We start from the raw sequence: 13,479 nt of genomic DNA, 5'->3' as shown, positions 1-13,479 counted from the left end.
GACTTGGATTTTCTTAATTTCCTGGAATTCAATATCACCGACCTACTAGACATTTTTTTGGTAGCGGTATTGCTTTACTATGTTTATAAACTGGTAAGGGGATCGGCGGCCATCAATATTTTCATCGGTATTGTTATTGTATGGGGATTTTGGAAGCTAACCGAACTATTGGGCATGGAAATGATCAGCAGTTTGGTCGGCGCCTTTATGCAAGTGGGACTGATTGCCCTCATTATAGTTTTTCAGCAGGAAATTCGAAAGTTTCTTTTGATGATAGGGTCGACCAATTTCTCAAATAGAAAAAAGTTTCTAAAGCATTTTAAATTCTTGAGGGAAGATGCCATCAATTCGACTACCGATGTTGATGCCATTGTTGCCGCTTGTAGAAAAATGAAGACCACGAAGACCGGAGCGCTTATTATACTTGAAAGAAATACGTCTTTAGATTTCATCAAAGGCTCTGGAGATAAAATGCACGCCGAAATCAACAAACCCATTATCGAGAGTATTTTCTACAAGAATAGTCCGTTACACGATGGCGCCGCTGTGATTGAAGATAATTACATTGTTGCCACCAGAGTTATCTTACCGGTATCGAACAAAAGAAACATTCCCCTACGTTTTGGTCTTCGCCACCGCGCAGCCGTAGGCATTACTGAAAAAACGGATGCTTTGGCCTTGGTCGTCAGTGAAGAGACCGGTAATATATCTTATATCAAAAATGGTGAGTTTACCGACTATGCAGACCTTGATGAGCTGGCCACGATGATTAAGGAAGATTTGCGCGATTAGGCCACTTCTTCTTCCATGAATTGCGCTTCGTAAAGTTTACTGTAATAGCCCTTTCTTTTCAACAATTGCTTGTGGGTACCGGTCTCAACGATTTGACCTGCATCCATCACAATAATCTTATCGGCCTTTTTAATAGTCGCCAAACGGTGGGCTATTATTATAGAGGTTCGCCCTTCAGTTATTCTTTCTGTTGCACGCTGAATAAGCTGTTCTGAATAGGTATCTACGGATGAGGTAGCCTCATCTAATACCAGAATACTTGGGTTGCTTACATAGGCCCTCAAAAAGGCAATCAATTGTCGCTGGCCACTTGAAAGCATCGTACCTCTCTCCTTTACATTGTATTGATACCCGCCCGGAAGACTTGAAATAAATTCATCGACCCCAATTTCATCGGCCGCCGCCTTGATAGTATCAAGAGTTATTGAAGAGTTTTTTAATGAAATATTGTTCTCTATCGTGTCGGCAAATAAAAATACATCTTGCAAAACGACCGCTATCTGAGCCCTAAGTGAACTTAGCTTAAAATCTTTGATATCGATATCATCTACCAAAATACTACCTGAATTGATTTCATAAAATCGATTGAGGAGATTAATTATTGTTGATTTTCCTGCTCCGGTTGCCCCAACAATAGCAATCGTTTCACCAGCCTGCACCTCAAAGGTAACACCGTGTAAAACCTCTTCATTTTCAACATAACCGAAACGCACATCTGAAAATTTGAGGTTGCCCCGAACATCTCCCTTTTCAATAGTACCAACATCTTGAATGTTACTTTGGGTATCTAAAATCTTGAATACCCTATTCGCCGCTACCATACCCATCTGTAAGGTGTTGAATTTATCGGCGATTTGCCTTAATGGCCTAAAAAGAATTTCTATATACAGTATAAAAGCAAAAAGGGTACCTGCGATATCTACACTAATATTGGCCACATTTTGAAGCCCACCGTACCAGACCACCAAACCTATGGCTACCGATGATACGATTTCAGCAATCGGAAAGAATATAGAGTTATACCAAACCGTTTTCAACCATGCATTTTGATGCTTCTCGTTGATACCTCTAAAGTTTTCGCTCTCTATGCGTTCTCGGGTAAATAATTGCACGATTTTCATTCCTGTAATACGCTCTTGCACGAATGAATTTAAGTTTGAAACCTCTGCCCTTACATCGATAAAAGCGACCTTCATCGCCTTCTGAAACAAACGAGTGGCATAAAGAATAACCGGCATGATTACAAAAACGATCAAGGCCAATTTCCAGTTCAAATATAACATCATGGCAGCTGCAGCCAACATTTTCAACAAATCGGCAACTATCATAAAAAAACCCTGACTAAAAATTTCACCGATGCGCTGCATATCTTGAACGGCCCTTGTAACCAAAACACCTAAAGATGAGCTATCGAAATATTTCATTCGAAAACCTAGCATATGTTTAAATAGGTCGATGCGCACATCTTTAATGACCATCTCACCCAGCCAGTTTGCATAATAGTTGAAGAGAAGCTGACTGATAACCTGAGCCAGCAGAACCCCTAACATAATGACGCTGAGATTGAGAAGCATCTCTGCGTTAGGTACCATAATGGCATTATCAATAATCTTTTGTACCAAATAGGGAATGATTACCGAAAAAACGGATAAGAGAATAGCAGCCAGCGCTACGCCATAAAATGTCAACCTATAAGGGCGCGTATGGGCCATTAAGCGTCTGAAAAGTCGAAGATCAAATGCTTTTCCAGAATCTTTATCCATTTACTTGTAAATCTTATCGGGATATAAAACAGAGGTCAAATATAACCCTTTTGCCGGTACAGACGGTCCGGCCTTACTTCTGTCTTTACTATTTATGACCGATTTAACATCGGCTTTCGTCCATTTACCTTTACCAACCTCCAGAAGTGTGCCCACCACAGCTCTCACCATATTTCTTAAAAAACGATCGGCTGTAATGGTAAAAACAAGTTGATCATCTTTGCGTTCCCACACCGCCTTCTCAAGATGGCAGATGTAAGTCTTAACATCGGTATTCGATTTTGAGAAACATTCAAAATCTTGATAATCCAACAACATAGCTGCCGCTTCGTTCATAGCTTCGACATCCGGTTGATTTTTTAAATAGTAGGCCGCATCAATATAAAAAGGGTTTTTGTTTTCTACCACCCAATATTCATAGGTTCTAGAAACCGCATCGAATCTGGCGTGGGCTTCATCATTCACCTGAAGAATATGATGTACCGCTATATCGTCAGGTAAAAATGAATTCAATCTATGAAGTGCATTGGGTATATCCTCGATAGGTTCCCCATCAAAATGGGCAAACATTTGCTTGGCATGCACACCTGCATCGGTTCGACCCGCCCCTACAAGATCAATCGATTTTCTAAAAAAGGTAGAAAAGGTGTCTTCTAAAACTTGTTGTACGCTTATAGCGTTCGGTTGCTTTTGCCAACCGTGGTAATTCTTTCCGAAGTATGAAAACTCAACAAAATATCTCAACCTTAAACCTTAGTTTTGTGCAGCACCAAAGATACTTTTCTTTTCAAAAAGCGCACAAATTTTGAAGAGGCGTGTCACTCATCTTATAAATTCAATCAACCCTGACTGAAGGTTTGCCATTAAAGGTCATTACCATTTTTTATCATGAAGAAAATTCTGCTTCTTTCGGACACCCACTCACATATCGATGAAACCATAATAAAATATGTCCGTCAAGCGGATGAAGTATGGCATGCCGGCGACATAGGCACTCTTGAGGTCACAGATAGCATCAAAAAGTTAAAACCTTTAAGAGCGGTATATGGAAATATCGATGACCATGTCATTCAAAAAGAGTTTCCCTTAAACCAGCGTTTCCATTGTGAAAAGGTCGATGTATTTATGACGCATATTGGTGGATATCCTCCAAAATACAACGTGAGAACAAGAGACATTATTAAAGAAAACCCTCCAAAACTATTTATTTGTGGGCATTCTCACATTCTTAAGGTAATGACGGACCAAAAGCTCAACGTTCTTCATATGAACCCCGGTGCTTGCGGCAAACATGGTTTTCATCAGGTACGAACGGTGTTAAGATTCAAAATCGACAATGAAGACATTAAAGATTTAGAAGTAATCGAACTTGGCAAAAGGTAATAACCTTTAATTGATAACGTAGCCCAAAAGCCAGTAAAGCAGTATAAAAACCACAATGAATCCAATGCATCCGCATTTTCCACCTCCCAGTTTTTTTGCGCCCCAGCCGGCCAATATCGCTCGTAATATATTCTTCATAATTATTTGGTTTTTGTTTATCCGTTAACTGTAAATCCTGGGTAGCAAGTCATTCCCCCATCAACAAAAATGGTCGTTCCGTTGATATATTCCGATTCATCGGAAGCCAGCCAGGAGGCAACGCTACCGATGTCTTCAGGCACTCCGATTCTTTTATAGGGTATAAGGCCTAACATACCTTCCCTACCCTCTTTGGTGCTCCAAACATCTTTATTGATTTCCGTCTTTATTGCCCCGGGAGCGATGTTGTTGCAGCGAATTTTTTTCGGTCCGTACTCTTGACAAATACTTTGCATCAGCATGATGAGAGCGCCCTTACTCGCCGCATAATTGGAATGCCCTGCCCAAGGTATAATTTCATGTACAGAACTCATATGTATGATTTTACCCAATGATTTTGAGACCTCTTTTCGCATGCCCCTTTTCAAGAATTCGCGAATTGATTCACGTGCGCACAAAAATTGACCTGTAAGATTGACATCGATCACTTTTTGCCAAGCCTCTAAGGGCATTTCGTGAAGTGCATGGTCTATTTGAATACCTGCATTGGCCACGCAAACATCGACTGTGCCGAAATGAGAAATAGTCTTGGCGAACATATCTTGAACCTCATTTTCTTTGCTCACGTCGCATTTAAAAGTGATGGCCTTGCCACAAGTACTGTTCTTTTCGATCCAATCGGCGACTTCTTCAGCCTCTTCTTTACCACTATGGTAATTGACAACAATATTTGCACCTTCGGTGCCCAAAGCCTTGGCAACCGCCTCACCAATACCGGAACTTGCCCCGGTAACTATACAGGTTTGGTTTTCAAGCCTCTTATTCGGTTTTTGCATAGCATTACTATTTACTATAAATGTAATACAAATGGCACATCTACCGAACCCTCTATTTCTTAGAATCAACATTGAAAGCAATCGAATCAAAAAATGGCTGAAGCAATAAAAAAATCCAAACTATAGAAATGCAAAAAACCCGGGAACTACCCCGGGTTTAACGCACTAATACTACTAAGATGTTAGGTTTAACGCAAACGATCCACAGATTTTACAAGATCCTCATCCTTCTTGATAGCCCTGTTGGCCAGGACCAAAAAAACGATAGAAATTACAGGAATCAACATCCCAATACCCTTCTCAGAAACCTCGGTTTCTCCAGATAAGTTTAGTGATCGGTAAACGAAAAATCCTAGTAAAAAAAGATTAATCAACAGGTTCAACCTGTTGAGCACAAATTGATTTTTTCTATTCTTGAAAAGCAAAATGGCAACAAGCGCCAATATTGCAGATATATAAAAAGCCCCGGAAATCAATATTTCATTCTGGGCATAAATCTCGTTACCATTGGCATCTGACCATAAGTTTACCCAAAAAGGCACTATGGCGACGATTAGCACAACTATAAATAAATAAACGGTCTGTATTCTTTGAATCATTGCCTAAAAAGCATAATCAGGCGCAAAAATAAGGGTCTTTTTAGAAAAAAGCGATGATGTATTGAAAATAATTTGTAATATTGTCGCGTTATTAGTTATAGCACTTACCCAAAGGAACATCTGTTCCTAGTAATACCCAGATAACAATACACTTCTTATCAATTTACGGAGACTTATAATTTATACCTTACTTAATGTTTGAGATTTCAGAATTAAAAGCGAAAAAGCTGCCTGAACTTCAGGAAATTGCCAAAGGGCTCAATGTACCCAAATTTAAGACATTAAAGAAGTTGGATTTGGTATACCAAATACTTGACTTTCAAGCATCAAACCCTAAAGTAGTTCAAGAGGTAACCGCCACTCAAGCCGAAGAAAAACCTAAAACCCGTACTCCAAGAAAAAGGGTTAGCCAAGTAAACAAAAAAACTGAGGCCAAAGATTCTTCAGCACCTGCACCAGCAAAAAACGACTCGGAGACCAAAGAAAAAGAACCCGAGGTTAAAAAACCAAGGCCACGTGCACAGAACAATACTTCAAATACTGGCAAAAAAGACCAAAAGAGCAATCAGGGTCATAAAAACCAGAACAATAATAACAATCAAAATAATAAGGGGCACAGGCACCAAAAGAACAATCACGACAAAAGCAATTTTGATAAGGATTTAAAGAACCGCTACAAAGAACCTGAATATGAGTTCGATAGCATTATCGAAAGTGAAGGCGTTCTTGATATCATGCAAGATGGTTACGGGTTCTTACGTTCATCCGATTACAACTACTTGTCGTCACCTGACGATATTTATGTTTCTCAATCACAGATTCGATTATTCGGACTTAAAACCGGTGATACCGTTTTAGGAAATGTAAGGCCTCCGAAGGAAGGTGAAAAATACTTTCCACTTATCAAGGTCAATAAAATCAACGGAATAGACCCTCAAGTGGTTAGAGACCGAGTATCGTTCGAACACTTGACTCCTTTGTTTCCTCAAGAAAAATTCAATCTTGCCGATAAACAAAGTAATATTTCTACTCGAATAATAGATTTATTCTCACCTATCGGTAAAGGGCAGAGAGGTATGATCGTATCGCAGCCGAAAACCGGTAAAACAATGCTGTTGAAGGCAGTTGCTAATGCTATTGCGGCTAATCATCCAGAAGTTTATCAAATTATTTTATTGATAGATGAAAGACCTGAAGAGGTTACCGATATGCAACGTAATGTTCGTGGTGAAGTTGTTGCCTCTACGTTCGACAAAGAAGCATCTGAACACGTAAGGGTGGCCAACATTGTTTTAGAAAAAGCTAAAAGGCTTGTTGAGTGCGGCCACGATGTTGTTATTTTATTGGATTCGATAACCCGTCTGGCCAGAGCTTACAACACAGTCCAACCCGCTTCTGGAAAGGTTTTAAGTGGTGGTGTAGATGCCAATGCCCTGCACAAGCCCAAACGTTTCTTTGGGGCGGCCAGAAATATTGAAGGTGGTGGATCGCTTTCGATAATTGCCACTGCTCTAACGGAAACTGGGTCTAAAATGGACGAAGTTATCTTTGAAGAATTTAAAGGTACTGGTAATATGGAGCTTCAATTGGATCGTAAGATTTCAAACAGAAGAATATTCCCAGCCATCGACCTTACTTCTTCAAGTACCAGACGTGACGACCTTTTATTGGATGAAAATACCATTCAGAGAATGTGGATTCTTAGAAAATACCTAGCTGACATGAACCCTGTAGAAGCTATGGAATTCATTGAACAAAGAATAAAGCAGACCAAAAACAACGAAGAGTTCTTACTCACGATGAACCAGTAAAATTGGTTTAAAACCATATTGTAAATCCCGGAAACGAAAATCGTTTCCGGGATTTTTTATTTCTAAAAACTTGAAGAATAAAGAATTCTATTTTGAACTCATTGGCTACAGCTCAACGAAATTCTTCAAAAAGCCATTGCATATCGGTATTTTCAAATATCTTTATAGGGCAAAAATTACAACCCCCGAATTTTGCGTGTTAAACAAGTTGAACTCTAACCACTTATGACATGAAAAATTCAAAATTATCACTTTCCCTTATCTCGTACAGTTTAATTGCCTTTACATTACTTAGTTGTGTTACGGAAAACAAGACTGAGGCCGATTGTCCAGATTGTCCATGTACTGTAGCCGATGATAATTACAACAATGGAATAATTTTACCGGAACAAGCCAGGAAATTATATCTTAATTATGAAAAAAGACGAGTATCTCTAATTCAAGATTACGAAGACGAGATTGATAAAAGAAACTCAGACAAGGAGCAGAAAGTACCAAAAACCGATAATCAAAAAAGTAACAATGCCAATGACAAAGACCCCAATGGCGCTAGATTTGATGTTGCCCGGTATGTATACTATGATTATGAGGATTTAAAAAAATATATGGCGTATATAGAAAACGAGGCCAAATTAGCTGGGGAAGAACTCTCTACTTTAAGATTTTATTTTGCCAATTACCCTGACCAAGATAAATTTCCTGATGGAAAGGAAGTTGTGCATCGTCGCCAAAACTCCATAATGATGTCTCCTACTGTTAAGAGAAATGATAAGGATTATATTTTCTATACAGACGATGCAGGAGAGGGTAAAAGAAGAATTGTACTTTTAAAAAATGATTTTCAACCTGAAGGCAACAAAAATCAAGATACCGATTCTAAATCGGAAGCCTCTTTAGCACCTAGTTTCTCTTCCGCACCCATCTATGCCCCTAAAAGCACCACCAAGAACGAAGGAAATTCTGCACCACCACCATATTAAGGGTATTTAGGTTCCAGAAACATGTACCATGTTGGTAGAAGTATTAGAGAAGTTATTTATAGTAATGTACTTGTTAACATTTTTGGCTTCGCTATATAGATATCCCAGATATTTCGAAACAAGACTGAAGTATCTTCCAATTGTGTTCTTCTATACTTTGCTAAATGAAATTTTAGGCTATTTTACCTTTCACAACCCGAAGTACGGATTTTTTAGCAGTGATTCAATTTCGTACTACAACATGATAATCTATAACATTTATAATATTGTCTTTTTTATATATTTCTTTTACATCTATTGGTACTACGTTGAAAATAAGAAGAATAAAATTATCATTATTTACGCCTCAATATTATTCATATTGGTGTCCTTCATCAACCCATTTTTCCAAAATTTTATTATAACCGCTCAAATAGGGACTTATGTCGTAGGAGGAATTGTGTTATTATTATGCATAATAACTTATTTCAATCAATGTTATAAAGAAGAAATTTTCTTTTGGAAGGACAATTTGTTGATCTGGATAAGTCTGGGTTTACTGATATTTTATACAGGATATTTACCCATCAAAGTATCTAGGTTTATACATTCAGTTTATCAGACCAATGAAGCATATCACGTAAGAATTGTACACTATAGCTTAATTTCAGTGATGTACCTCCTTTTTATTGTTGGTTTTTTAAGAATGAAAAAGCGAATGGTCAAATAACAACTTCCCTACTTTAACATTTATTCTTATTTTTAAATATCAAATAATTGAAATGTTTCCCCCGTCTTTGAGATGGTCGGCCTCGGTTTAATACAACCAACCCTATGCTGAGACTGCTCTTGGAATATTTATTCCTGACCCTTTATGGGCTGACCTTATTAGCCTCTATTCTAAGATATAGAAGGTATTTCGACACCAGGCTAAGGTATTTGCCCATTATATTTTGCTACACCCTTCTCAATGAAATTTTGGGTTACCTGACTGCCTACTTTCCGCAATTCGGTTTTTTCTCAAACGAGGCTATTGCTTGGTACAACTTGGTCATCTATAACATTTACAATATTATTTTTTTCTTATACTTCTTCCTCATTTACCGGCACTACCTTGAATCACAAAAAGCCAAAAGGTTCATTTTATGGGCTGTTTATCTATTTTCAATCGTGGCCGTATTAAACCCATTCTTTCAAAGCTTCTTGATTTCTTCCCAAACTGGCACTTACATTGTGGGAGGATTAGTTTTGATATTTTGTACATCTTCTTATTTAATTTCTTGGTACAAACTTGAAGAAAGACACCCTAACAAGAATAAACTCCTTTATTGGATCAGTTTGGGTATGCTGATCTTCTATATTGGCTACCTACCGATTAAAACTGCCAGATTTATCTTTTCGATAACCGGAAGCCAAGAAGCGCCAACAATAAGAATTTTTCACTATTGTCTTATTATTATCATGTACTCCCTTATTATAGTTGGGTTTGCTCGATTGAAGAAACGATTGATTCGATAAAGAAAAAAGCTGTGAATACTATATTGCAACACTGACAGTATTTCATGCCTTTATTGCATTGCTTTCTGTCCTGGCATCAGAACCATGACTTGATGAGATTAGCTCACCCCCCCCAATTATTACCTTTATCATTGACCTAAGAGCATTTCCATAAGAAAAATCTATACCAAACCCCTTTAAAGAGGTAAACTCTATAGGACCTTTTGTCATTCCGCATGGTTATTGCAATTTAAATGGCGAACAAAAAAATTCGAACTTAAAAAAAACAAATGAAAGTACTTGTTATTGGAGCAGGAAACATGGGATTGACCTATGCTGAAGCCATGTCAAAATCAAAACAGCTCAAGAAAAGAAACGTTATGATTCTTGACAACTCTCCAGAGAAAATCCTCTCCTTAAAAAAGATTTCTCATTTCGATGTCTTTGAAAACCTCGAAGACTGTTTACCACAGGCAGATTTAATTTTTGTTGCTGTAAAACCATATCACAGCGACGACCTTTTTGCTAAAATGAGACCTTTAATCAATAAAGGGCAAATAGTTATCTCAATCATGGCAGGGGTCACAATACAGACAATGCAAGAATCATTAGGAATTGAAAAGGTGGTTAGAGCAATGCCTAACCTACCGGCTCAAGTCGGTAAAGGCGTCACCTCCTTCATTCCTTCAAAACAAGTCAGTAGAATTGAACTTCTAACCGTAGAAGATTTACTCGATACCACAGGAAAGTCAATCCAGGTAAGTTCTGAGAATTATATTGATGCAAGTACTGGAATATCGGGCAGCGGGCCGGCATATGTATTTTATTTTATGCAGAGTATGATGGAGGCCGCTTTAAAAATGGGTTTCTCGGCCAATGACTCCAAGGTTTTGGTAAGCCAAACCTTTGATGGTGCGGTAGAGCTTTTCAATCAGTCTGATCTTTCACCCACTTCTTGGATGAACAAGGTGGCATCTAAAGGAGGTACAACACGGGCCGCTTTAGATTCAATGGAAGACAATAATGTAAATGAACTAATTAAAGAAGCTGCTTACGCCGCCTTTGACAGAGCAGTAGAATTAGGAAAATAAGAAACATGTACAAACAAAGAGTAGTAATCAAAGTAGGTACAAACGTAATGACCAATAAAGACAATAGAATAGTAAGGCCTATTCTAAAAAAATTGGTCAAGCAAATAGCAGAACTCTATGAGAACGATATTATGTGTGTTCTCGTTTCTTCAGGTTCGGTCATCGCCGGGATGGAGGTATTAGGAGAAAGCCATATCAAGGATAAAACAATGCGTAGGCAAGTTTATTCTTCAATTGGCCAGCCTAGAATGATGCGTTTGTATTACAATATTTTTCGTGACTACGGTATGAAATGTGCACAGGTTTTGGCCACCAAGCGTGACTTTAATCCTGGGGTACACCGTGAAAACATGATCAATTGTTACGAAGGTCTTCTCTCTGAAGGCGTAGTACCAATTGCAAATGAAGACGACGCCGTTTCCGTAACCAAATCTATGTTTTCAGACAATGATGAGCTAGCTAGTTTGGTCGCTGAACTTATTCAAGCCGACAAGTTCATTATACTAACCGATATCGACGGTTTATACACCGGACACCCAGACGATGAGGGTACCGAGGTGATTGCCAAGGTCGGCGTTGACGAAAATGTAGAAAAATACGTGAAAACAGTAAAAAAAGGAGAAGCTGAAGGTCGCGGTGGCATGGGCTCAAAATTAAGTGTAGCCAAGCAAACCGCCGCTAAAAATATACCGACCTACATCGCCAACGGTAAGAGAGAAAATGTAATTCTTGATATCGTAAACGGTAAAGAAGTAGGTACTCAAGTGATGGCCTAAGAGGCTTTTGAAATTTAAATATAGAATATGAAACTTTTAAATACAGATATAAAGAACAAGGTTTTAAACTCTATGATTTCGATTATTGACGGAGATAGAGAGAAAATCTTAAAAGCAAACTCGAAAGATTGCGAGCTCTTCGATAAAAAAGATAGGGCTATGTATGACCGATTGGTCGTTAACGACAAAAAAATCGACGGAATGATTAATTCCGTTCGAGAAATTATGGAGCAAGAGGACCCCGTAGGAAAGACCAAGTCTGAAAGGAACCTCGAAAACGGATTGACCATTAAAAACAAAACGGCACCGTTTGGCACCATCATGATTATATATGAGTCAAGACCTGATGTTACGATTGAAGCTGCTGTATTGGCATTCAAGGCCAACAATAAAATTCTTTTAAAGGGCGGAAAAGAAGCTTACCACAGTAATAAGGCTCTGGAAGCATGTTGGCATAAAGCGCTGCAAGAAAATGGCTTGGATACCTCTTGGATTCAATTGCTACATATGAACAGGACCGAAACGCAAGAATTCCTGAAAAATCCGCCGGAAAAACTGGACCTAATTGTTCCTAGAGGTGGTGAGAAATTAATCGCATTTGTAAAAGAACATGCCAAATGCGCTGTTTTGGTCAGCGGTCGTGGCAACAATTTTCTGTATGTCGCGAAAGATGCCGATTGGGAAAAGAGCATCAAAGTAATTCTTAATGCAAAAACGCATAAAATATCGGCCTGTAATGCATTGGATAAGATTCTGATTGATTCCGCCGTTCCAGATTACGAGGAGAAACTTAAAGAACTTGATAGCATACTTACTGAAAAAGGCGTATCGATTTTGGTTGATGAACAGACAGGAAGTATTTTATCAGATGAGTCGGTTATCAAAGACGAATCTATCTGGCATGAAGAATTTTTGGCCATGAAATGCTGTATCGGTACGGTACAAGGCTTAGATGAAGCTATCGAGAAAATCAACAAATTTTCCGGCGGCCATTCTTCTACCGTTATGACCAACGACCCTGATAAGGCGATTAAATTTATGGAACAAGTAGACTCAGCAGCAGTCTATCACAATGCTTCTACCAGGTTTACTGATGGTGGCGCTATGGGTGTAGGTGCCGAATTGGCGATTAGCACCGATAAGTTGCACCATAGAGGGCCGCTAGGTCTAGAGCAGTTGGTTACCAACAAATACTATGTATTCGGTGATGGTCAAATTAGAAACTAACAAAGGTTAATTTCATAAAAAAGCCCCGATAGATATCTATCGGGGCTTTTTTTACAATAATAAGTTTAATTACAATGCAGCAACATGCTTGGCCAATTTACTTTTTAAGTTAGCCGCTTTATTACTGTGGATGATGTTGCGCTTAGCCAATCTATCGATCATACTAACTACACTTGGCAAAAGTGCCTCAGCATCCTTCTTGTTCTCTTCACCACGTAACTTCTTAATAGCATTACGGGCAGTTTTGTGCTGATAACGGTTACGAAGACGCACCGCTTCATTTCTTCTAATTCTCTTTAACGCTGACTTGTGATTTGCCATCTTACTTTACTAGTTATAAGTTTTCAATTTTCAACTTCACCAATCCTCTGCAAGGTTTTGTAGCCCGTAGGGGAATCGAACCCCTGTTACCAGGATGAAAACCTGGCGTCCTAACCCCTAGACGAACGGGCCAAATGATTAATCCTGAAAGAAATAAGCCTTTTCAGAATAAAAATCAACATTCTATAAACACTTCGTAGCCCGTAGGGGAATCGAACCCCTGTTACCAGGATGAAAACCTGGCGTCCTAACCCCTAGACGAACGGGCCATTGCTTTATGCAATTG

General features: G+C 38.7%; 14 protein-coding genes and 2 tRNA genes. 8 read left to right on the top strand and 8 right to left on the bottom strand.

The features are described from left to right. Positions 1–3 precede the first annotated feature (3 nt). Entirely contained in the window at positions 4–792 is a 789-nt protein-coding gene (cdaA, locus tag IL356_RS08670; protein WP_121849850.1) for a diadenylate cyclase CdaA, read from the top strand. On the opposite strand, the gene IL356_RS08665 is transcribed toward cdaA, so the two are convergent. After that, the gene (locus tag IL356_RS08665) at positions 789–2,555 is read right to left on the bottom strand and encodes an ABC transporter ATP-binding protein (protein ID WP_121849851.1); all 1,767 of its coding nucleotides are present in this window, start codon (positions 2,553–2,555) and stop codon (positions 789–791) included. The two genes, cdaA and IL356_RS08665, sit on opposite strands and share 4 nt — an antisense overlap. Then, positions 2,556–3,299 carry a tRNA pseudouridine(38-40) synthase TruA gene (gene truA / locus IL356_RS08660; RefSeq protein ID WP_121849852.1) on the bottom strand — a complete coding sequence of 248 codons (744 nt, stop codon included), beginning with the start codon at positions 3,297–3,299 and terminating at the stop codon, positions 2,556–2,558. A 144-nt stretch (positions 3,300–3,443) separates the two neighbouring features. Here truA and IL356_RS08655 point away from each other — a divergent pair, with 144 nt between their 5' ends. After that, positions 3,444–3,938: a metallophosphoesterase family protein gene (locus IL356_RS08655; RefSeq protein ID WP_121849853.1), complete on the top strand. Its 495-nt coding sequence runs from the start codon at positions 3,444–3,446 to the stop codon at positions 3,936–3,938. Between the two features lie 6 nt (positions 3,939–3,944). Here the strand turns inward: IL356_RS08655 and IL356_RS20250 are convergent, their stop codons facing one another. From IL356_RS20250 to IL356_RS08645, 3 genes are all read right to left on the bottom strand, one after another. After that, positions 3,945–4,076 carry a hypothetical protein gene (locus IL356_RS20250; protein ID WP_262688335.1) on the bottom strand — a complete coding sequence of 44 codons (132 nt, stop codon included), beginning with the start codon at positions 4,074–4,076 and terminating at the stop codon, positions 3,945–3,947. A 17-nt stretch (positions 4,077–4,093) separates the two neighbouring features. Continuing rightward, on the bottom strand, positions 4,094–4,912 hold the full coding sequence (locus IL356_RS08650; RefSeq protein ID WP_121850771.1) for an SDR family oxidoreductase: 819 nt from the start codon (positions 4,910–4,912) through the stop codon (positions 4,094–4,096). A 188-nt stretch (positions 4,913–5,100) separates the two neighbouring features. Continuing rightward, the gene (locus IL356_RS08645) at positions 5,101–5,511 is read right to left on the bottom strand and encodes a DUF4293 domain-containing protein (RefSeq protein WP_121849854.1); all 411 of its coding nucleotides are present in this window, start codon (positions 5,509–5,511) and stop codon (positions 5,101–5,103) included. A 194-nt stretch (positions 5,512–5,705) separates the two neighbouring features. On the opposite strand from IL356_RS08645, the gene rho reads away from it, so the two are divergent. From rho to IL356_RS08615, 6 genes are all read left to right on the top strand, one after another. Continuing rightward, positions 5,706–7,322, top strand: a complete 1,617-nt coding sequence (gene rho / locus IL356_RS08640) for a transcription termination factor Rho (protein WP_121849855.1) — start codon at positions 5,706–5,708, stop codon at positions 7,320–7,322. Between the two features lie 230 nt (positions 7,323–7,552). Continuing rightward, positions 7,553–8,302, top strand: a complete 750-nt coding sequence (locus tag IL356_RS08635; protein ID WP_121849856.1) for a hypothetical protein — start codon at positions 7,553–7,555, stop codon at positions 8,300–8,302. A gap of 813 nt (positions 8,303–9,115) precedes the next feature. Further along, positions 9,116–9,799 carry a hypothetical protein gene (locus IL356_RS08630; protein WP_121849858.1) on the top strand — a complete coding sequence of 228 codons (684 nt, stop codon included), beginning with the start codon at positions 9,116–9,118 and terminating at the stop codon, positions 9,797–9,799. 269 nt (positions 9,800–10,068) lie between these two features. After that, the gene (gene proC, locus IL356_RS08625; RefSeq protein ID WP_121849859.1) at positions 10,069–10,869 is read left to right on the top strand and encodes a pyrroline-5-carboxylate reductase; all 801 of its coding nucleotides are present in this window, start codon (positions 10,069–10,071) and stop codon (positions 10,867–10,869) included. A gap of 5 nt (positions 10,870–10,874) precedes the next feature. Continuing rightward, positions 10,875–11,645, top strand: a complete 771-nt coding sequence (proB, locus tag IL356_RS08620; protein WP_121849860.1) for a glutamate 5-kinase — start codon at positions 10,875–10,877, stop codon at positions 11,643–11,645. A 27-nt stretch (positions 11,646–11,672) separates the two neighbouring features. Further along, entirely contained in the window at positions 11,673–12,872 is a 1,200-nt protein-coding gene (locus IL356_RS08615) for a glutamate-5-semialdehyde dehydrogenase (RefSeq protein ID WP_121849861.1), read from the top strand. 69 nt (positions 12,873–12,941) lie between these two features. On the opposite strand, the gene rpsT is transcribed toward IL356_RS08615, so the two are convergent. The 3 genes from rpsT to IL356_RS08600 all read right to left on the bottom strand — a co-directional run bounded on the left by rpsT (position 12,942) and on the right by IL356_RS08600 (position 13,462). Next, positions 12,942–13,193 carry a 30S ribosomal protein S20 gene (gene rpsT, locus IL356_RS08610; RefSeq protein WP_121849862.1) on the bottom strand — a complete coding sequence of 84 codons (252 nt, stop codon included), beginning with the start codon at positions 13,191–13,193 and terminating at the stop codon, positions 12,942–12,944. 60 nt (positions 13,194–13,253) lie between these two features. Beyond that, positions 13,254–13,325, bottom strand: a tRNA-Glu gene (locus tag IL356_RS08605). Positions 13,326–13,390: 65 nt separating this feature from the next. After that, a tRNA-Glu gene (locus IL356_RS08600) sits at positions 13,391–13,462 on the bottom strand. Positions 13,463–13,479: the final 17 nt, after the last annotated feature.

It is taken from the genome of Euzebyella marina (assembly GCF_014855515.1).
Classification (GTDB): domain Bacteria; phylum Bacteroidota; class Bacteroidia; order Flavobacteriales; family Flavobacteriaceae; genus Euzebyella; species Euzebyella marina.
This window is presented reverse-complemented; position numbering and strand designations above follow the sequence as displayed.